17 protein-coding genes and 1 riboswitch are annotated in these 18,216 nt (G+C 39.5%); of the genes, 11 read left to right on the forward strand and 6 right to left on the reverse strand.

The annotated features are described in order from the left end of the window. Positions 1-17 precede the first annotated feature (17 nt). The gene (locus E0E36_RS11185) at positions 18-1,229 is read left to right on the forward strand and encodes an efflux RND transporter periplasmic adaptor subunit (protein WP_130855999.1); all 1,212 of its coding nucleotides are present in this window, start codon (positions 18-20) and stop codon (positions 1,227-1,229) included. A gap of 52 nt (positions 1,230-1,281) precedes the next feature. Beyond that, on the forward strand, positions 1,282-3,237 hold the full coding sequence (locus E0E36_RS11190) for a heavy metal translocating P-type ATPase (protein ID WP_242627184.1): 1,956 nt from the start codon (positions 1,282-1,284) through the stop codon (positions 3,235-3,237). Between the two features lie 105 nt (positions 3,238-3,342). Here the strand turns inward: E0E36_RS11190 and E0E36_RS11195 are convergent, their stop codons facing one another. Together E0E36_RS11195 and E0E36_RS11200 are read right to left on the reverse strand one after the other, a co-directional pair. Then, the gene (locus tag E0E36_RS11195; protein ID WP_130856000.1) at positions 3,343-4,053 is read right to left on the reverse strand and encodes a DUF3307 domain-containing protein; all 711 of its coding nucleotides are present in this window, start codon (positions 4,051-4,053) and stop codon (positions 3,343-3,345) included. A gap of 9 nt (positions 4,054-4,062) precedes the next feature. After that, entirely contained in the window at positions 4,063-4,674 is a 612-nt protein-coding gene (locus E0E36_RS11200; RefSeq protein ID WP_130856001.1) for a MarR family transcriptional regulator, read from the reverse strand. 101 nt (positions 4,675-4,775) lie between these two features. Between E0E36_RS11200 and E0E36_RS11205 the strand changes: the two genes are divergently transcribed. Then, on the forward strand, positions 4,776-5,297 hold the full coding sequence (locus E0E36_RS11205; RefSeq protein ID WP_130856002.1) for a hypothetical protein: 522 nt from the start codon (positions 4,776-4,778) through the stop codon (positions 5,295-5,297). Positions 5,298-5,560: 263 nt separating this feature from the next. Here E0E36_RS11205 and E0E36_RS11210 read toward each other — a convergent pair whose 3' ends face one another. Genes E0E36_RS11210 through E0E36_RS11220 form a run of 3 tightly spaced genes read right to left on the reverse strand, consistent with a single transcriptional unit; the run spans position 5,561 to position 8,299 of the window. After that, positions 5,561-6,280, reverse strand: coding sequence for a tRNA threonylcarbamoyladenosine dehydratase (locus tag E0E36_RS11210; protein ID WP_013666914.1), 720 nt, complete (start codon positions 6,278-6,280; stop codon positions 5,561-5,563). A 5-nt stretch (positions 6,281-6,285) separates the two neighbouring features. Next, on the reverse strand, positions 6,286-6,945 hold the full coding sequence (locus E0E36_RS11215; RefSeq protein ID WP_130856003.1) for a TatD family hydrolase: 660 nt from the start codon (positions 6,943-6,945) through the stop codon (positions 6,286-6,288). A gap of 31 nt (positions 6,946-6,976) precedes the next feature. Continuing rightward, entirely contained in the window at positions 6,977-8,299 is a 1,323-nt protein-coding gene (locus E0E36_RS11220; protein WP_130856004.1) for a M23 family metallopeptidase, read from the reverse strand. A 244-nt stretch (positions 8,300-8,543) separates the two neighbouring features. Here E0E36_RS11220 and E0E36_RS11225 point away from each other — a divergent pair, with 244 nt between their 5' ends. Then, positions 8,544-8,897, forward strand: a complete 354-nt coding sequence (locus E0E36_RS11225; RefSeq protein ID WP_130856005.1) for a hypothetical protein — start codon at positions 8,544-8,546, stop codon at positions 8,895-8,897. A gap of 262 nt (positions 8,898-9,159) precedes the next feature. Here E0E36_RS11225 and E0E36_RS11230 read toward each other — a convergent pair whose 3' ends face one another. Next, positions 9,160-9,702 (reverse strand): TetR/AcrR family transcriptional regulator, encoded by a 543-nt coding sequence (locus tag E0E36_RS11230; RefSeq protein WP_013666910.1) that lies wholly within the window; start codon positions 9,700-9,702, stop codon positions 9,160-9,162. Positions 9,703-9,888: 186 nt separating this feature from the next. Between E0E36_RS11230 and E0E36_RS11235 the strand changes: the two genes are divergently transcribed. From E0E36_RS11235 to E0E36_RS11265, 7 genes are all read left to right on the forward strand, one after another. Next, the gene (locus E0E36_RS11235) at positions 9,889-10,734 is read left to right on the forward strand and encodes a universal stress protein (protein ID WP_130856006.1); all 846 of its coding nucleotides are present in this window, start codon (positions 9,889-9,891) and stop codon (positions 10,732-10,734) included. Positions 10,735-10,901: 167 nt separating this feature from the next. Beyond that, positions 10,902-11,984, forward strand: coding sequence for a glutamate 5-kinase (gene proB, locus E0E36_RS11240; protein ID WP_130856007.1), 1,083 nt, complete (start codon positions 10,902-10,904; stop codon positions 11,982-11,984). 55 nt (positions 11,985-12,039) lie between these two features. Beyond that, on the forward strand, positions 12,040-13,287 hold the full coding sequence (locus tag E0E36_RS11245) for a glutamate-5-semialdehyde dehydrogenase (RefSeq protein WP_130856008.1): 1,248 nt from the start codon (positions 12,040-12,042) through the stop codon (positions 13,285-13,287). 66 nt (positions 13,288-13,353) lie between these two features. Further along, positions 13,354-13,543: riboswitch (cobalamin riboswitch) on the forward strand. Positions 13,544-13,645: 102 nt separating this feature from the next. Further along, complete coding sequence (locus E0E36_RS11250; protein ID WP_130856009.1) at positions 13,646-14,506, forward strand: cell surface protein; 861 nt, start codon at positions 13,646-13,648, stop codon at positions 14,504-14,506. Between the two features lie 6 nt (positions 14,507-14,512). Further along, on the forward strand, positions 14,513-16,534 hold the full coding sequence (locus tag E0E36_RS11255; protein ID WP_130856010.1) for a TonB-dependent receptor plug domain-containing protein: 2,022 nt from the start codon (positions 14,513-14,515) through the stop codon (positions 16,532-16,534). A gap of 2 nt (positions 16,535-16,536) precedes the next feature. Further along, positions 16,537-17,658, forward strand: coding sequence for a YncE family protein (locus tag E0E36_RS11260; protein WP_130856011.1), 1,122 nt, complete (start codon positions 16,537-16,539; stop codon positions 17,656-17,658). A 179-nt stretch (positions 17,659-17,837) separates the two neighbouring features. Further along, the gene (locus tag E0E36_RS11265; protein ID WP_130856012.1) at positions 17,838-18,215 is read left to right on the forward strand and encodes a hypothetical protein; all 378 of its coding nucleotides are present in this window, start codon (positions 17,838-17,840) and stop codon (positions 18,213-18,215) included. The last annotated feature ends 1 nt before the right edge of the window (position 18,216 follow it).

Genomic DNA, 18,216 nt, shown 5'->3' on the forward strand with positions numbered 1-18,216 from the left:
GCTCAAAAAAACAAAAAATGAAAAGAATAAAATTATGGGGATGCGTTTGTGCCATCCTGTTGAATTTATCCTGTCAGTCAAATCGCTCAAATAAAGCATCAACCAATTCTTTCCGCACCGAAACGGCAGAAAACACCGCAAAAGAGGCTAAAACGTTCGACTTGCTCAGTATTCGCGAAGATCAACTCAAGGCCATCGATGCTACCTTAGGTTATATTGAAAAAAAGGATCTAAAAAACGGCTTGCAAGCTGTGGGTTTTGTTCGGGTACACAATCAAGATAAAGCCTCCATATCGTCGTTATATGGAGGTAAAATACAATCCTTATATATTTCTCCCGGCTCTGTTGTAAAGAAAGGACAACTAATCGCTACGCTGCTTAATCCGGAAATTATCGTATTGCAAGAGGAGTATCTGACATTAAAAAACAGCATCGAGCTTACAAAGATCGAATTAAATAGACAAGAGGAACTCATGAGAGGAAATGCCGGTGCATTAAAGAATTACCAAAACATAAAAGCGCAGCTTGCCCAACAACAAATCCGACTCGCATCTATCCGGAAACAGCTAAGTTTGGCCGGCATAGATGCCCCGAAACTAAGCGTAGAAAACATAAGAGAAAGCCTATCGGTAACAGCTCCAATGGCCGGCACTGTTGCCAGTGTTGAAATGGGGCTTGGTGCCAGTGCTGATGCAGGGATGATTATTGCACGCATTGTGAATAATGAGGAAGTAGATCTCGATCTGTATGTTTATGAGAAAGATTTGGAGAAAGTAAAAATAGGGCAGGAAATCACATTCAGCCTTTCAAATAATCCCAACAAAGAGGGCAAAGCAATTGTCGATAAAGTAGGAAGTTCTTTCGAAGGAGAAAATAAAGCGGTTGCCGTGCATGCACGAATAGTAGGCAATCGGAATGGGTTCATAGACGGAATGGGTGTAAATGCGATACTGAGCATCGGAAATACCACGGTTAACGCGATTGCTAATGACGGAATTGCTCAGAAAGAGGGTAACAGTTATATATTTTACGTTAACGAAGAAAAGATCAACACAGACAAAGAAAAAGAATATCTCTTCAAACGTATTCGAATAAAAAAGGGTGCAAGCTCGCTCGGCTACACCGAAATTATCCCAATCGATGTATTACCTGACAGTGTTAAAGTCGCCACATCCTGCGCGGTATTCATTCAAGCCAAAATGGACGGCGGCAATCAGCATGGTCATTAACAATGATTATGAACAAGGGCATCTAATTTTTTTATTTATTAATTTTATTATTATGAAAGAACAGCATAAAGAGCAGCACAATACCGGTTTTTTTTCCAATATGGAGCTCGTATTTGCGCTGCTTTCGGGGCTCGCTTTGGGCATCGGCTATTTACTATCAATAAACAACGAAACATTCATGGCATTGGCAGCCTCTATTTTGGCCTATTTTTTTGGCGGGTTTTTCACATTAAAAGAAGCAATCAAAACCATAGCGAAAGGAGCTTTCGAGATTGATTTTCTCATGTTTGCCGCAGCAGTTGGAGCAGCTATATTAGGAAAATGGTCAGAAGGCGGCCTGTTACTTTTTCTATTCAGTCTTGGTCATGCTTTAGAACACTATGCACTCGGTAAAGCACGTAAATCGATACAAGCATTGACGGATTTAGCCCCGCCGACCGCCCTGTTACTGCAAGCAGGCAAGGAAGTGGAGATCAAAATAGAAGAATTGCAATTAGGGGATACTATACGTATAAAACCGAATAGCAAAGTTCCGGCAGACGGGGTTGTCGTAAGAGGTGAGGGGACTGTTAACCAGGCACCAATTACAGGTGAAAGTATTCCGGTAGATAAAATGGCCATTGATGACCCTACGAGAGATTATTCCAAAGTTAAGAAGATAGATCAAAAAAACCGGGTGTTTGCGGGCACTATCAACGGAAACCGAGTGCTAGAGGTCCAGGTAACAAAAGAGGCGAAAGATTCGACCATTGCACGATTAATACATATGGTTAATGAAGTAGAAGAACAAAAGTCGCCTACCCAATTATTGACCGATAAATTTCAGCGATATTTTGTTCCGGCCGTTCTTTTATTAGTGATCCTACTATGTTTCGCGTTTTTAATTGTTGATGAAACATTCAACGAAAGTTTTTATCGGGCCATATCAGTTCTGGTAGCGGCGAGCCCATGCGCCTCAGCTATTTCTACACCGAGTGCTGTATTAAGTGGTGTAGCCCGTGCAGCTAAAGGAGGAGTTTTGATCAAAGGAGGTAGGCCACTTGAAGATTTGGGTATATTAGATGCCGTAGCTTTCGATAAAACAGGGACTTTGACAGAAGGCAAGCCAAAGTTAGCTGAACTAATCATATTCGACGGAGTTGATAAGCAAGAATTTTATTCCACAGTTCTAGCTGTCGAACAGCAAAGCGATCACCCTTTAGCTCAGGCAATCGTTAACGGCATTAATGAAATCGTTGAACCTAATAGGATAAGTGAGGCTATCGATATAGAAAGTGTTACGGGTAAAGGCGTGAAAGGTACGATCGACAACAGTTTAGTTTTGATAGGGAATAAGGCTCTTTTCTCAAGTGACGACGGGAATCTTCCACAGGATTATAAAGAACAAGTGGAGACATTAGAAGCAGAAGGAAAAACGGTGATGTTAGTTAAAAAAGGGAAAGATTTTCTCGGAATTATTTCTGTAATGGACAAACCCCGAGTAGGCGCAAAAGAAACACTCGCAGCGCTCCGAAAGCTTGGCATTCGACGAATGATCATGTTAACGGGCGATAATCAACAGGTTGCAAATTCTATTGCAAAGGAGATCGGATTAACAGACGCGTTCGGTGATTTAATGCCTGAAGATAAGGTAAGAGCCGTTAAACAACTCACAGACAAAGAAGGCAAGGTAGCCATGGTGGGCGACGGGGTGAACGATGCCCCCGCCATGGTAAAAAGTACGGTTGGAATCGCAATGGGAGCGGCGGGTTCGGACGTTGCACTGGAGACAGCAGATATAGCCTTGATGGCGGACAAGTTAGAAAACCTGCCTTTTGCGATCGGCCTAAGCCGTAAGTCGAAAGCAATTATTCGTCAGAATTTGTGGATAAGCTTAGGAGTAGTCGTGCTTCTCATTCCGCTAACTATGTTCGAGCTTGCCTCCATTGGCCCGGCTATTTTCGCTCATGAAGGCTCTACCTTGGTGGTCGTTCTTAATGCGTTGAGATTATTGGCTTATAAAAATTAAAACAGGGGGAACGTCTATAAGTTGCATTTTCGTCGCGCATTGAATGGAATGATTTGAAACGCTAGAATCGGGATGATAATGAAGCAATACGCCTAGACGTTCCTCTTATCCAAACCAACCGTAATAAAACAAGCCAATCACGACAGCAATACCAAAGCTTAGTAATGTACCTATTAACACATATTCAGTCAGTCTTCTGTCATCACCTTGCTTCAAGTCGCCGAATCTGAAAATTGATTTAGCGGCCAATAAAAAACCAACCGCGTCGAACTTTCCTACGATAATGAAGACAAAAATCAATAATCGCTCCAAATAACCAATCCACTTCCCCGCATTCTGCAATGAACTGTCAACCCTTCCGTCCTCTTGAGGTGTCCATTTAGAAATAGCCGTTTTAATAAGTATTGAACATGGTTTTGTGAGAAATAGCAGGCAAAAGTATAGGACCAGTTTTTCCGCATCGAACAGCTTGTCCAAAGAGGGTATCTCCACACTTTCAGCCATTATAACGGCCGCAGCAATAATTGAAACATGAAAGATCTGGTCAACAATTAGCGCCTCCACCTGCCATTTCTTTTGTTGAAAATATAGTTTCGCCAAATCGATTAAATAATGTGTCAATCCAATGAAAACAGCATAAGGCCAAAATTGGATATCCCAAGCCATCAACCATGCCAAACCGATATGAAGCAAACAATGGTAGTAGAGGTAAGGGGATTTTACTTTCTTATGTTCTTTTGACTTTACGCCTTTATCACTTTGTATAAAGAAGTCGCCTATCAAGTGGGCCAATAACAACCTTAAAAACAGCTCCATTTTAAGTTATTAAATTGATTTCAGTCTTTTTTCAAACAATTCAATGAGATCCCTAATTTCCGCAAGATAGGCACGATTAAACCGTTCACTTACCGACGACTGGCTTATTCCCAAAATTTCACCCAATTCCTTTTGTGATAAGCTCGGATGATCAAAAACCGTTTGTACCAACATAGCCGAATTTGGTGTCCAATTATCGATGAAGGTAAGGGCAAGCCTGAAAAACAAATTGAAATCTTCATTAAAAGTATTGTTCCCGGTTCGAATGGCCAAAGTTTGTTTATTTTTTTTAAGTAATTCAAATTGTTCGCCCGAGAAAAGATAGGCATCACCATATGATTCGGTGACACGCTCTCCTGTAAAGCTTTTCGCTCCAACACCTATTGATATTCGAGCGTCTAAGTCCTTTACGGTCTTTAAGCTCGCTTTTAAGTACAAAGCGCTATGCAAGGCATTTACTGGATTTGATAGTTCCAGCTGAAAACTATCGCCTCTAAAGATTTCCCAGTCTGTATCACTTTCAGTCACCTTGGAAAGACTTTCCTTTAACAGATCATTCCATTCTCTCGCAGATTTCGCCTTTCTTGAATTGATTATATCTCCTGTTAGTACCGCTATCATAAGCAGCAATATCGGACAAAAATCCGATATTAAAAAATATCGGCTAAATAATCTATAAAAATCGTTAAAACCTATATTTTTACATGATAAAACTATATAAAATGAAGACTTTCAAAATCTTATTTTTATTTTCTGCAGCACTTATAGTATGCGCCTGTAATAAAATATCGTTAACAAAGGAAGAGGCGTACAAGCTCATTGAGCAGCATAGAAAATATCCGCAGATTCAGAGCTATCAAATTTATACGAAAGATGCCGAAGACGGACGTCGAGTGTTAGATGCCGGTTTGGAAAAAGATGGATTGGTACAGGTAGAACGCAATCATAAAACAGGAGAGAATCAAAAGGCTATTATTCGTTTTACTGACAAAGCAAGTGAGCTCTTATTGCCTCCCGATAAAGGGCAGTTAAGCTCTGTCCAGAAGGTAAAAATCGCAGAGGAGGTACTTGATTCGGTTGTGTCGGTACAAGTCAGCGAACAACAAAAAACCGCCCTTGTTACCTTTACAACCAAGTATATAAATGTTAATCCCTTTTCAAAGTTAGATAAAAAAGACTATAGCCAAATAAAAAAGCATGAAGCTAAACTGAGCCTAACCAAGGATGGTTGGACTGTGCAATGATTACCGGATTAGCTACAATTATTAACTATTAAGATATTGTTAAACAAAAGATCAATAGAATTAAAAAAGAATGGCGACAAAGGGCATATCAGAAGACAATATTTTATAAATATGAAAAAAACAATAGAATTATGAAACACTTCTAGACTTTCTCAGTATATTTGCAATCCTATGTCTAGGCCATCCGGCCGCTTTTTTTAATAATAACAAAGGCCTCCAATCTCCCTGGAGGCCTTTTTACTTATAAAGAAATAAGAAAAAAACTATTTTATTAAATCTCTTATAACAGCTGAGGCAGCCGCCGCTCCAAATGTTGCCGGTATGTAAGACATCGTGCCGTAAGCAGATTTTTTATAGTTACTTCCATCTGTATAGATCAGTGAGTTCTTATCAGGAAGCTCAGAAGAAAAAACGACTTTAACCCCTTTGTAAATTTTGTGTTTCTTAAGTTTTTTACGAATATGTTGCGCCAATGGACAATTGTAAGTCTGTGAAATATCAACCACTTCCAATTTGGTGGGATCTACTTTACCACCGGCTCCCATTGAACTGACAAAACGGATTCGTTTTGCATAGGCTTGCCTAATAAAAGAAAGTTTGGGTGTTATACTATCTATAGCATCTACCGCATAATCCGGATTCATATTAATTAGGGATTCGATGCGTTCAGGGCTCATAAAATCGTTGATGACATGCAATTTCAATTCGGGGTTAATGGCGTACAAGCGTTCAGCCATTAATGTCGCTTTTGATTGCCCATGCGTTGTTGCTAATGCGGGCAGTTGTCTATTTCTATTGCTCGGATCCACCACATCGCCGTCGATTATGGTCATTTCTCCTACACCTCCTCTACATAAAAATTCGGCGGCAAACGAACCGACACCACCTAAGCCCAGTACCATTACATGGCTATTAATTAATTTATTCAAATTTTCCTTACCTATCAGAACTTCCGTTCTCGACAACCAAGCTGTTTCTTGCATGTATTTTATATATTAAATTTTGTCTTTTTAACACGGGCATAGTTCTCGTGAAGTTGTACGGCCAATGCCTCTACCGGCATACCTAGCACTACCGATGCTTTGTTGTAAACCGTTTCTATTTCTAATTCGGCATCATCTGTTTCCAGAAAGAGTTGAGTGAGCGGACATGCTTTTAGCGATTCAAGATGTTGATCTCTAATTAGAGAACGGCCAAATGACAAATAATATCCTTTCTCTATCAAAGTACGAGCAACAGTTATGCCCCTGTTAAAACCATGAAAAATGACAGGCACTTTGCTGTTAACTTTTTGCAGGCACTGAACAACTTCGCCAAAAGCCTTTACGCAATGAATTAGTAGGGGTTTATCAATCCGATTCGCAAGCTTTATTTGTTCAAAGAAAGCCTTTTCCTGAAGAAGCCATTCAGTCTCGCACCGTTTATCCAAACCACATTCACCGATTGCGAAAACCGTTTCATGTGCAGCATAGTTTGCTAGCTCATCCAGTTGACCTTTAAAAGAGGTATCGGTCACAAACCAAGGATGGATACCAATCGAACACGGATTGAAATCAAGACATCGGTTGTAGTTATCTCCAAGATTAATAACACTTACAACCCCTTCTGTTTGTTTATTATGGGTATGAATGTTTATAAACTTTCGCAAAAGATTTACCTAAACAAAATGATTTTTATTTTTACAGCGCTTTTTCCTCACGATCAGTTAGCTCAGTGGAAGACGCTAATGCATCTCCTGCAACTACGTTGAGCGAAGCGAGAACCTCTTGCTCTCTTGCTACGACAGCCTTGAAAGCCGATAGAAATTTAGAGGGAAGGGGCGTGGTTTCTCTAAAGTTTTGCTTTAGTGCATCCACTTGTTTTCCATTCTTCCAAAAACGGTAGCAGACATGTGGACCGGTAGCCAATCCCGTGCTTCCCACGTAGCCGATAACTTGACCTTGTTGAACACGTTGACCGGAACGAACCGCCCGTTTGCTCATGTGTAAATACTGCGTAGTGTAAGTTCCATTATGTTTTATTTTCACATAATTACCATTGAATTTAGAGAAGGCCGACTCGGTAACCACGCCATTACCGGTAGCAATGATGGGTGTGCCTCTCGGAGCAGCATAATCGGTTCCCAAATGCGCCTTCCAAATTTTCTGTACAGGGTGCAACCGTCGCTTTGTATACCGCGAGGTTATCCGGCTAAATTTCAGGGGTGCTTTCAAAAAAGCCCTTCTTACGCTATTACCTTCTTCATCATAATACTCTCCTTTAGTTGTACTGTCTGTCTGAAAATAAAATGCCGACAATTCTTTCCCTTTATGTGAAAACACCGCAGACACAATATGACCTGCATCTACAGGCCGATCATCTACATATCGCCTTTCATATTGGATTTTAAACCAATCATTCTCACCAATCGCATAAAAATCGATCGCCCATCCATAAATTTCCGCTAACTTGATAGCTAGTTGTGGATCTGCACCGTTCCGCTGCAGCGCTTCATAAAGCGAATGATTGATATCACTCGCCACGGTTTCCAACCTGACAGCAACATCCTTCTTACCAGCATACACATTTAACGTATCCCGGAGATCATATACAATATAATCTATCGGATTCGGTTGATAAATAAAGTAGGCTGCTTTTTGTGGGTTATTTTTATACGTAAAGATCGTATATGGATTTCCGGCTGAAATTTTACGTACATTGAATATAGCTCTTGATTTATCAGCAAGTTTGCTGATCGTAACAGGGTCAACCTGATAAGCCGATAGAATATTGGACAGGAATTGATTTCTCTCAACCTTATTATTATGAACATCGAAGGAATCGACGGCTAGATTGAATTGCTTTGGAAGTGGAACCGGAATCTTCTCTTGGGCATTTACTGCTTTGGTGGGTGATTCTTCTGATGTTCTATTTATTTCGAATCCAGAAAAGAATACAATACCTGATCCTAAAACAAGTATTAAAACTACCAGGATCTTAATGGTATACTTATTGAATTTCATATAGTCGGGTTTGGGCGATTTACTGTTATGTATCAAAATTTGTGTACTAAAATCTAAATAATGTATTAGAATAACAAAAAAAGAACAATTTTATTGTGTAATACGCCGAAATATTATGGATGGACTGATCTACTCTTCTTCAGATACGGAAAAGTGGTATACATATTGGTAACTATTACGTGATTAAAACCATCTGGGGAAAATTTAAAATGCACTATTTCATTAACCATTAACCCATATCACCATGGAGATTACAACTACTACCATACATCAGCTTAAATGGGATTTTCCGGATACCAACGAATTCCATGCCGTTATTAGCAATGGAAAAATTACGACACTTCACTTTCAAGACATTGGAGATCTCACCGATAGTGATCTCTGTTCTACGAATGAAAAATATTTAAGAAACATTTGCAAAGCACTGAAAGAGCTTTTTCAACATTTAGATTCCGTACGAGCCGTAGGAAATGTAGAAACCAAAGAAGAGGAGAAACAAGAAGGTACTCATTTGAACCCCATTAAACCTCAAATAAAATCATTTGCATTAGAAAAAGACCAGGCAGACGATCGTGGTTATGAAGGAAAATACGTTTAGTTAAACAATAATATATTTAGCAATTCGTTTTTACTATTTAACACGGGAGAAGTAAGAGACTTTTCGCCCGTGAGCGAGCCATCTCGAGGATAAAGAAAAACGTGAGTTTTGCAAGGGTTTTGTAAAACTCACGGATGCTCTATGTAAAAATTCTTAGTTTTATAATTGATTAGTTGAACAAATGTAACGTTTAAAACGTAAAACCAAAAAAATATTTAAAAATTAAGTAAGTAAACACTCACCTTTTGGTAAAACAATTGTTTCACTCCAAGCCATACTTCATCTTTATCAGTCTCGCAATTTCATCTATGTTCTCCATATCCCCGGTAGCTTCTTTTTTCCACAGTGTATCAATCAACAATAAAAGAAATTGCGTTTCAAGTGCGGGATTCTCCATTCCCAACTCGGTAAACGCTTTATTAACAACCGTATCAACAGGTTTCATAAATAATATATGCTGTTGCTTCGAAAATTCATGATGAGAAAGCCTTTCTTGCAATTTCCAGAAAAGTGGCTCTTCACTTACTAATTTTTTGGGAAGGTCAATCATATAACGCAAAAAAGATTTGGGATCATGATAGGTTAACATTCCCTTATTCTGGACTAGTACCCTGCGATAACCCGATTTAATAAGGTGGAATAACAATTTATCTTTATTCTCAAAATGTTTAAATATAAGCGCCTCTGAAACATTGGCTTCTTTGGCAATCAATTTAGTCGATGTGTCTGCATAGCCTTTAACTGAAAACAGCAGAAGTGCAGCTTCCATTATTTTTTCTCTTCTATTGGCTCCCTGTTTCTTCATAGAGCAATTCTAATGCTTGCATGTTCAGATTATTTGCAAAGATATTATTCTTTGCAAATATTTATCCGATCGCATCGATTTCAACAAGTGTTTAAAAAGGGAAGGTGATCTAAGTCATTAAAATATTGAAAAATTAGCGGTAACTTTAACGTAAAGTTGCTTTAGTTAACTTAAAAAATAAAGATTATGAAAATTTTAGTGCCAACTGATTTTTCCATTAATTCCCTTGCCGGTATTCATTTTGCCATACATTTGGCAAATCAAACGGACGCTGAAATTCATTTACAGTTTATATATGTGAATCATTTAGCCAAAGTATTCGCTGTCAAGGAAGATCCTGTTGTTCAAACTTCTCTCACTGAGGATAAGGAACAGTCAGCATATCAGGTAAAACTGGAGGAGTTCGTTTTAGGTATATATAACGAAATGGGAATCCAGCCAAAGCGCTTTTCTGTAGAAGTAATCAGAGGCGTTAGAGCAGACAGTGCCTTGTTAAATTACTGCGCAAAAACTTCGGGTATCGATTATATATGCATGAGCACGAAGGGAGCGGACAAGATAGACCGGCTTTTCGGAACAAATACCGGCAATTTGGTAACAAAATCTGATGTCCCCGTAATTGTTGTACCGCTAGACTATGCAATTCAACCTTTTACCAAGATCGTATATGCATCAGATCTGCAAGATTTTGATGCGGAGATTGAAAGGGTTGTTAATTTTTCTTCCGCACTTAAAACCCCTATTGAAGTACTACATTTTGTTCCGGATCTGGCTCTTATACCGGACAAGTATAATCAACAGGAAGTTGAAAAAAAATACAACTATGGCATTACGTTCCATTTTGAGAAAACGAATCCGGTTCATACGCTGTTAAAAAACCTAAGAGATCAGCTGGTGCGCATGAAACCTTCCATTTTAGTCTTATTTACAAAAAGACACAGGTCCTTCTTTCACAAGTTGTTTCTGTCCGACTTAGCAGAAGATTTAGCCTTTCATGCGGTTGTACCGATGCTTGTTATAAATAAAACGTAGCCTTGTATAGAGCTGGCAAATATTAAGGCAGTGTAATTCAAATAATAACAAAGGATAAGCCTTCTGAATATTTTATTGTCATTTTTTTGCCTATTGCGATAAAAAGATGTTAATTTGGAAACCACTAAGCGCCGCTTATTGGTTCCAATAAAATTCAGCTTAAAAAAATGGCATTTAGCTACAAGAGGATTATTGTCAAGATAGGGTCGAATGTGCTAACAAAAGAAAATGGGTTACCGGATTATTCCCGTATTCAGCATCTCGTCGAACAATTAGTCTATTTAAAGAAAAAGGGTATTGAATTGATCGTCGTGTCGTCCGGTGCTGTTGCATCAGGCAGAAGCTTACTTCCCTCGGTAAAAGAAGCTAAACATGCCGTTGCTATAAGACAGGTATTATCTTCCATCGGACAGGTAAAACTTATCAACACCTACTCGCAACTGTTTAACGAACACGAGATGCTATGCGCGCAAGTTTTGGTTACAAAGGAAGATTTTCGTGATCGGGTACATTACTTAAACATGAAAAACTGTTTCCATTCTCTATTACAGAATGATGTAATTCCCATCGTTAATGAAAACGATGTGATTTCGGTAACGGAGCTGATGTTTACGGATAATGATGAATTAGCAGGCCTAATCGCATCTATGTTAAACGCAAATGCGCTGATTATACTATCTAATATAGATGGAATATATAATGGTGACCCCAAACTTCCCGATACGCATATTATAGAAAAGGTTAAACAAAATGAATATAATTTTTCCGCTATTATCAAAGCCGAGAAGTCTACTTTTGGGAGAGGTGGCATGATTACAAAAGCCTCTATTGCGGGTAAAGTTGCAAAACTGGGAATTGCGGTACATATTGCAAACGGCAAACGCGACAATGTGTTAAAAGATCTATTATTTGAAGATTTGGTGCATACACATTTTTTACCGGAAAAACACAAATCCGAACGGAAGAAATGGATTGCACATGCGGAAGGCGCCGCATCGGGTACGGTTCAACTGAACACCGGCGCCAAAGAGGTACTGACTTCCGGTAAAGTTAGCAGCCTTTTGCCTATTGGCATAACTGCTGTATCCGGTGAATTCAAGAAAGGTGATGTTATCAAGATACTCGACGAACACCAGCAAACTATTGGCTGGGGAATTGCTCAATATGGTGCCGACAAAGCGCGCGAACGGATGGGTGTAAAAAATCAAAAACCACTTGTTCATTACGATTACCTGTACTCTGTTTATTAGTTTAATTTTTATCAGGTACCCATTTTAGCGGTAACCCATAAAGGCAAGACAAAAAATGAATTACTTGCAATACTTTCAGCATGCGAAAAACGCACAACAAGAAATGCTGCGTCTATCAAATGAAACGATCGACCTAATACTGACTGATCTTGCGAATGAGATTAGAAATAAGACTTCTTTTTTATTGGAAGAAAACCAGAAGGACCTTAATAGGATGCCGACTGATGATCCGAAATATGACCGATTGCTGTTAAGTGAACACCGAATATCAGCAATCGCATCCGATATAGAGCATGTTGCTCATCTTAAAAATCCAATTGGGGGCATCCTTGAAAGTCGCACGCTTCCTAATAAGCTTCATATTGAAAAAGTAAGGGTTCCACTGGGTGTTATAAGCGTCATTTACGAAGCTCGTCCAAATGTAACGCTTGATGTATTCGCTCTCTGCTTTAAAACAGGCAATGTGACGCTATTAAAAGGGGGCAGCGACGCAGCATTTTCTAATACGGCTATTGTTAAAATCATACAAACTGTGCTTGAGAGGCACAATGTATCGCCAAAGGTCGTAACTTTATTGCCTGCCGAACGCGAAGCAACAGAGGCTTTACTACAAGCTGTGGGTTATGTAGACGTACTTATTCCTCGTGGTAGCCAGCAGTTAATAAACTATGTGCGTACCGCGAGTAAGATCCCCGTTATTGAGACAGGCGCAGGCATTGTCCACACTTATTTTGATGTATCTGCGGACGTGGAAAAAGGAAAAGCTATTATTCATAATGCCAAAACTCGCCGTGTCAGTGTTTGTAATTCGCTTGACTGCCTGCTTGTACATAAAGAACGATTAGCTGATTTAGCTTTACTAACGGAGCCTTTATCACATAAAGAAGTTGAGCTCTTCGCCGACGAAGAAAGTTACAGACAGCTTGAAAGTCATTACCCTCAACATTTACTTCGTCAAGCGGAAGAAAGCCATTTCGGAACCGAATTCCTTTCGCTTAAACTGGCCATAAAAGTGGTAAAAGACATTGACGATGCACTTACACATATAGCGCAATACAGCTCTAAACATAGCGAAGCCATTATCGCTGAAAACCCTGAAACAATCGCTCGATTTTTACATACCGTGGATGCTGCCGCGGTATATGCAAATGTTTCTACCGCATTTACAGACGGTGCTCAGTTCGGTCTAGGTGCTGAAATAGGTATCAGCACCCAAAAGTTGCACGCGAGAGGCCCCATGGGCTTGGAGGAACTGACCTCTTACAAGTGGATAGTTAGGGGCGATGGGCAAATAAGAGAATAGCTTAAGATTAGCTATCAAAATACTGATTAGTCATCGTAGCTATTCGCAATGTCGTGCATTTTATCTAAGTTTGTCCTGTTATTTGGTTTTCAATCTAGATTAGATTGAAATGAAAAAGGGAATTTGGTGCAAATCCAAAACTGTCCCGCAGCTGTAAGTTCATTAAACTATGTTTCATTGGCCACTGTACAGGATGTATGGGAAGGCGAAACAATTGAGAACAAGTCAGAATACCTGCCGAATAATAAAAAATCTAGGCTTTCGTGGATTGAAGCATCAGATTAAACTTTACCCTGTATTATACTTATAAACAAGGAGTTATTCTGCCGCTTCTTTTACTGCCTTAACGGATCAAGCTATGTTAAAACGAATCGTTATACGTAAAAGAACTCTTTTTTTCGGCCTTTGTACCGCATGCTTAACACAGGCCTGCTCAAAGAGCGATACCGAACCAACTGATACTGGGCCGATCAAATATGTAACAGAACTCTTTGACTACCAACCGGCACCCGGACAATTTATCAGTCAATCATTAGATAATGAAAACGGCGCGCGAAGCATTCTGAGAGGCAATCAAGGAATCGTTTCTTTGGGCGCTTTTGGGGGATACATTGTTCTGGGGTTCGACCACCCGGTGATTAACGTACCTGATAAAGCAGATATCGCCGTTTATGGTAATTCCATGGACAACTTTGCAGAACCGGGAGTTGTCTGGCTCATGAGAGACGAAAACGGTAATGGGATTCCGGATGATACTTGGTATGAAATCCAAGGAAGTGAATTTGGGAAACCTGGATACGTGCGTGATTATATGGTTACTTATTTTAAGCCTGCTACAGATACTTCCGATATTCTGTGGAAAGATAGCTCAGGAAATGAAGGAAAAATAAAAAGGAATAATACACATCGCCAACTCTATTTCCCGAGTTGGATTGATCAGGACTCCTATTCATTGCAGGGCTCTTTACTCCCTAGCACTAATATTGATCAAACAAACCCCGACTTTATTACGAGCGCGCCATTTGTTTATGGCTATGCAGACAATAGGTATAATGGAGATGAGATAGACATCGCCGATGCAATAGACGAAAAAGGGGTAAAGGTAAATCTTCCTTCTATTAATTTTATCAAGATACAAACCGGTATTTTGGCAGATCTTGGAAGGCTAGGGGAGCTATCCACTGAAATAACGGCTGTAGAAGATCTTAATATTCCTTGATAACACTTGAATAATTATTCACTATACCCTTCTTTTTGGCTTGTCCTTTTTACGCTTTTTCTTACGCGAAATGTAAGTGCGCAAACAAACAAAATGGACACCGTTTCCATTTATGGCACAAAAAACAACCTCACCATTCAATCGGCGGTTCCTGTCCAGATTTTAACTTCTAACGAACTGAAAGGATTAAATAGTTTATCGGTAGCAGATGCCACACGCTTCCTTTCCGGAGTCCAGCTAAAGGACTATGGAGGAGTGGGGGGACTAAAAACTATCAATGTCAGAAGCATGGGGTCCAGTCATACACAAGTACTCTTAGATGGTATTGCTGTAGGCAATATGCAAAACGGACAAGTTGACCTCGGAAAATATTCGCTTGAAAACATAGAACAAATTAGCCTTTACAATGGCGACCGCCAAGCTTTACTACAACCGGCCAAAAGTTTTGCCTCGGCTTCTTATATGTATTTACAAAGTAAAACACCTCAATTTAAAGAAGGCAAAGATTATAATCTAACCGCAGGTTTAAAGCATGGCTCTTTTGACCTAATCAATCCTTCTTTATTAGTTGAAAGAAAAATCAACGAAAATTTAAATGCTACTATCAGCACCGAATATACTCAGGCGAGCGGAAAATATAAATTCCGATTGCAAGACCCAAACTATGATACCGTGGCTTACCGAGAAAACGCCGATATCAAAGCTTTTAGAGCAGAATCAATCATCAATGGAAAATGGTTATCCGGTGATTGGCGTAGTCATGTATACATCTATTCATCTGATAGGGGACTTCCCGACGCAATTATTGCCAATCGATTAAAACCCACAAGTCCGGAGAAAGGACAGCGTCAAAAAGATCGCAATATTTTTTTTCAAAGTTCCTATCGAAAAGAACTCAACCGGTATTCGTTTTTGGTAAATGCTAAATACGCAAATGATTATACGTATTATTTAAACCCCAATATCATTAAGATCGAAGGACCGCTGGAGAATAATTTCAGGCAACAGGAAATCTTTTTATCGTTCGCTAATCAATATAAAGTGACCCGACAATGGGGCCTGTCATTAAGTGCGGACTGGCAATGGAATAAATTAAACGCGAACTTAGACGATTTTGCCTATCCTACGCGATATACTACGCTCTTAGCATTAGCGTCGCAATATAAAGTAGATCGGGTTACCTTTCAATCGAGTTTGTTGGCAACCTTGGTACAAGATCATGCAAAACATGATGCGGGCGCAGGAGTTAAACGCAGGCTGAGCCCCACTTTTTCTATATCCTGGCAGCCCTTTACTTATCAGGATTTCCGAATAAGGGCGTTTTATAAGAACATTTTCCGAATGCCTACCTTCAATGACCTATATTATACTGATATTGGAAACACTTCATTGAGGCCCGAAAATGCCAACCAATTCAATGTAGGTGCAACTTATGGGAAGTCTTTGGCAAAGGCACTGAAATATTTCAGTATACAGGCAGATGTATACTATAACACGATTAACGACAAAATAATTGCCTCCCCGGCCAATAATCAATTCCGTTGGATAATGTATAACTTAGATCGCGTAGAAACAAAGGGTGTCGATGTCCTGGCAAAAGTGGTTTATCAGCCCTTTAAAAAGGCCAATATTACCATGGGATTGAATTATACGTTCGAAGAGGCATTGGATATGACAGAAAATCAGGAAAATCACCAAGCCTTTAATCGCGGACAGCAGATTCCGTATATCCCGAAGCATAGCGGTTCATTAATAGTACAAATGGACTATCGAAGCTTTCGTTTAAATTATAGCTTTCTTTATACCGGTGAGCGGTACAGTCAGGCAGCTAATCGTGCAGACAATTACTTGCAACCTTGGTACACACATGACATTTCAATCGGAAAAGAGGATCTTACCTTTACAGGAAAGGTAAAGCTGAATTTGATGCTGGAAATGAATAACTTTCTCAATCAACCCTACGAGGTTGTTAAAAATTTCCCTATGCCGGGAAGAAATTTCCGTATAAGAATATCATTTAAATATTAAGCATGCGCAATACAGTTACAATATTTTATATTTTCATTGCGATACTCGGTTTTGGGCTTTTGAGTACTTGCAGAAAGGATACAATCCCTTCAGCAGAGGAAACCTTTCGTTTTAGTAGGGGCCTATATTTACTGAACGAGGGTAATATGTCGATGAACAAAGCGTCTCTCGACTTTTATGATTTCACTACCGGAACCTATGAGAGAAATGTATATCAGCGAGCTAATCCATCCGTTGTCTTGGGTTTGGGCGATGTCGGTAATGATATACAACTGTACGGAGGCAAACTATACATAGCTGTAAACGCATCCAATAAAATAGAAGTGCTAGATGCGTTTACTGCCAAACGTATTAAGTCGATTGATCTTATTAACTGCCGCTATATAACAGCCGCACAGGGGAAAGTCTATGTCAGCTCTTATAACGCATCCATATCCTTAAGCCCTAATTCTCCGAACGGAACGGTAGTTGAAATCGATACCATGTCGCTAAACATTTTGAGAGAAGTTTCAGTAGGTCGGCAACCGGAAGGGCTTGCTGTTTCTAACAACAAGCTTTATGTCGCCAATTCAGGCGGATACAATCCGAATACCTATGAGCGAACGTTGTCCGTTATTGATCTGCCAACCTTCAAAGAGCTAAAGAGAATTGATGTTGCCATAAACCTACAACAAGTAAAAGTAGATCAACACGGCAAAATCTACGTAACGTCCAGGGGAGATTATAAAGGCAAGCATTCTAATCTTTTTTTCATCGATCCCTACACGGATCGTATAATAGAACAATTGGATAAACCCGTAAGTAATTTTTGGATTGACGACGAAAAAATATATACCTATGCTACCGAATGGGATAGCGACGCACAAAAGAACACGATTCTTTTTAATTCATTTTTGATTAACGACTTGAATAACGGTTTTCCTTATATAGATACTGACATAGCCGGCCGCATCACCATCCCGTATGGCATCGCCGTTGATGCTAATACTAAAAACGTTTATCTAACGGATGCAAAAAACTATGTTAGTCCAGGAACATTGTATGAGTTCAACGCAACAGGTAGATTATTAAGGTCTTTTGAAACAGGTGATATCCCCGCCCATATGGCTTTTTTGGGGAATTAATCGATCGTATCACTGCGATAGCAAGTACTTTGGGGTGAAAAATCAGAGGTGGATTAATCCTTTGTGTTTAAATATTGTCAAAATTAGCAGAAACACAAAATTATTGCTCGTAAGTAAAAGTTTATTAATAAACATCTATCTTAATTTAATAGCTTTGCTTACATTAAATTTTCTTTGTTATGAACAAGAAGGGTATATTTCAGCTACTTTGCATGACATTCTTGTCATTTGCAGTAGCAAACGCTCAGGAAATAGAATCGGCAGATCAAAACCCAAACTTCAATAGAAGTCTTCAACGCTATGCGAGGCTAAGTGATTCGTTACTTCGTTACCAGGGAGCGACCATTCAACAAACTTACAAGGCGTATGATTGGTACCAGGCAAGAGAAGAGCGAAGAGCCTTACGACGAGAAAGAAGGCATTTAGAGCGAATGGCCAATCCCTACTATAATGATTGGTATTATCCTTCCATTGGATTTGGTTATTACGGCTATAACAATTGGGGTTGGTCGCCATATGTGGGTTTAGGATTCAACACCAGAGGCTTTTGGTATTAAC

This window comes from Olivibacter jilunii, assembly GCF_900607235.1.
Classification (GTDB): Bacteria; Bacteroidota; Bacteroidia; order Sphingobacteriales; family Sphingobacteriaceae; genus Olivibacter; species Olivibacter oleidegradans.

What these genes read in the sequence shown, in the direction of transcription:
- E0E36_RS11185 (WP_130855999.1), top strand. Translation starts at nt 18, where the DNA reads ATGAAAAGAATAAAATTATGGGGATGCGTTTGTGCCATCCTGTTGAAT.
- E0E36_RS11190 (WP_242627184.1), top strand. Translation starts at nt 1,282, where the DNA reads ATGAAAGAACAGCATAAAGAGCAGCACAATACCGGTTTTTTTTCCAAT.
- E0E36_RS11195 (WP_130856000.1), bottom strand. Translation starts at nt 4,053, where the DNA reads ATGGAGCTGTTTTTAAGGTTGTTATTGGCCCACTTGATAGGCGACTTC.
- E0E36_RS11200 (WP_130856001.1), bottom strand. Translation starts at nt 4,674, where the DNA reads ATGATAGCGGTACTAACAGGAGATATAATCAATTCAAGAAAGGCGAAA.
- E0E36_RS11205 (WP_130856002.1), top strand. Translation starts at nt 4,776, where the DNA reads ATGAAGACTTTCAAAATCTTATTTTTATTTTCTGCAGCACTTATAGTA.
- E0E36_RS11210 (WP_013666914.1), bottom strand. Translation starts at nt 6,280, where the DNA reads ATGCAAGAAACAGCTTGGTTGTCGAGAACGGAAGTTCTGATAGGTAAG.
- E0E36_RS11220 (WP_130856004.1), bottom strand. Translation starts at nt 8,299, where the DNA reads ATGAAATTCAATAAGTATACCATTAAGATCCTGGTAGTTTTAATACTT.
- E0E36_RS11225 (WP_130856005.1), top strand. Translation starts at nt 8,544, where the DNA reads ATGGAGATTACAACTACTACCATACATCAGCTTAAATGGGATTTTCCG.
- E0E36_RS11230 (WP_013666910.1), bottom strand. Translation starts at nt 9,702, where the DNA reads ATGAAGAAACAGGGAGCCAATAGAAGAGAAAAAATAATGGAAGCTGCA.
- E0E36_RS11235 (WP_130856006.1), top strand. Translation starts at nt 9,889, where the DNA reads ATGAAAATTTTAGTGCCAACTGATTTTTCCATTAATTCCCTTGCCGGT.
- proB (WP_130856007.1), top strand. Translation starts at nt 10,902, where the DNA reads ATGGCATTTAGCTACAAGAGGATTATTGTCAAGATAGGGTCGAATGTG.
- E0E36_RS11245 (WP_130856008.1), top strand. Translation starts at nt 12,040, where the DNA reads ATGAATTACTTGCAATACTTTCAGCATGCGAAAAACGCACAACAAGAA.
- E0E36_RS11250 (WP_130856009.1), top strand. Translation starts at nt 13,646, where the DNA reads ATGTTAAAACGAATCGTTATACGTAAAAGAACTCTTTTTTTCGGCCTT.
- E0E36_RS11260 (WP_130856011.1), top strand. Translation starts at nt 16,537, where the DNA reads ATGCGCAATACAGTTACAATATTTTATATTTTCATTGCGATACTCGGT.
- E0E36_RS11265 (WP_130856012.1), top strand. Translation starts at nt 17,838, where the DNA reads ATGAACAAGAAGGGTATATTTCAGCTACTTTGCATGACATTCTTGTCA.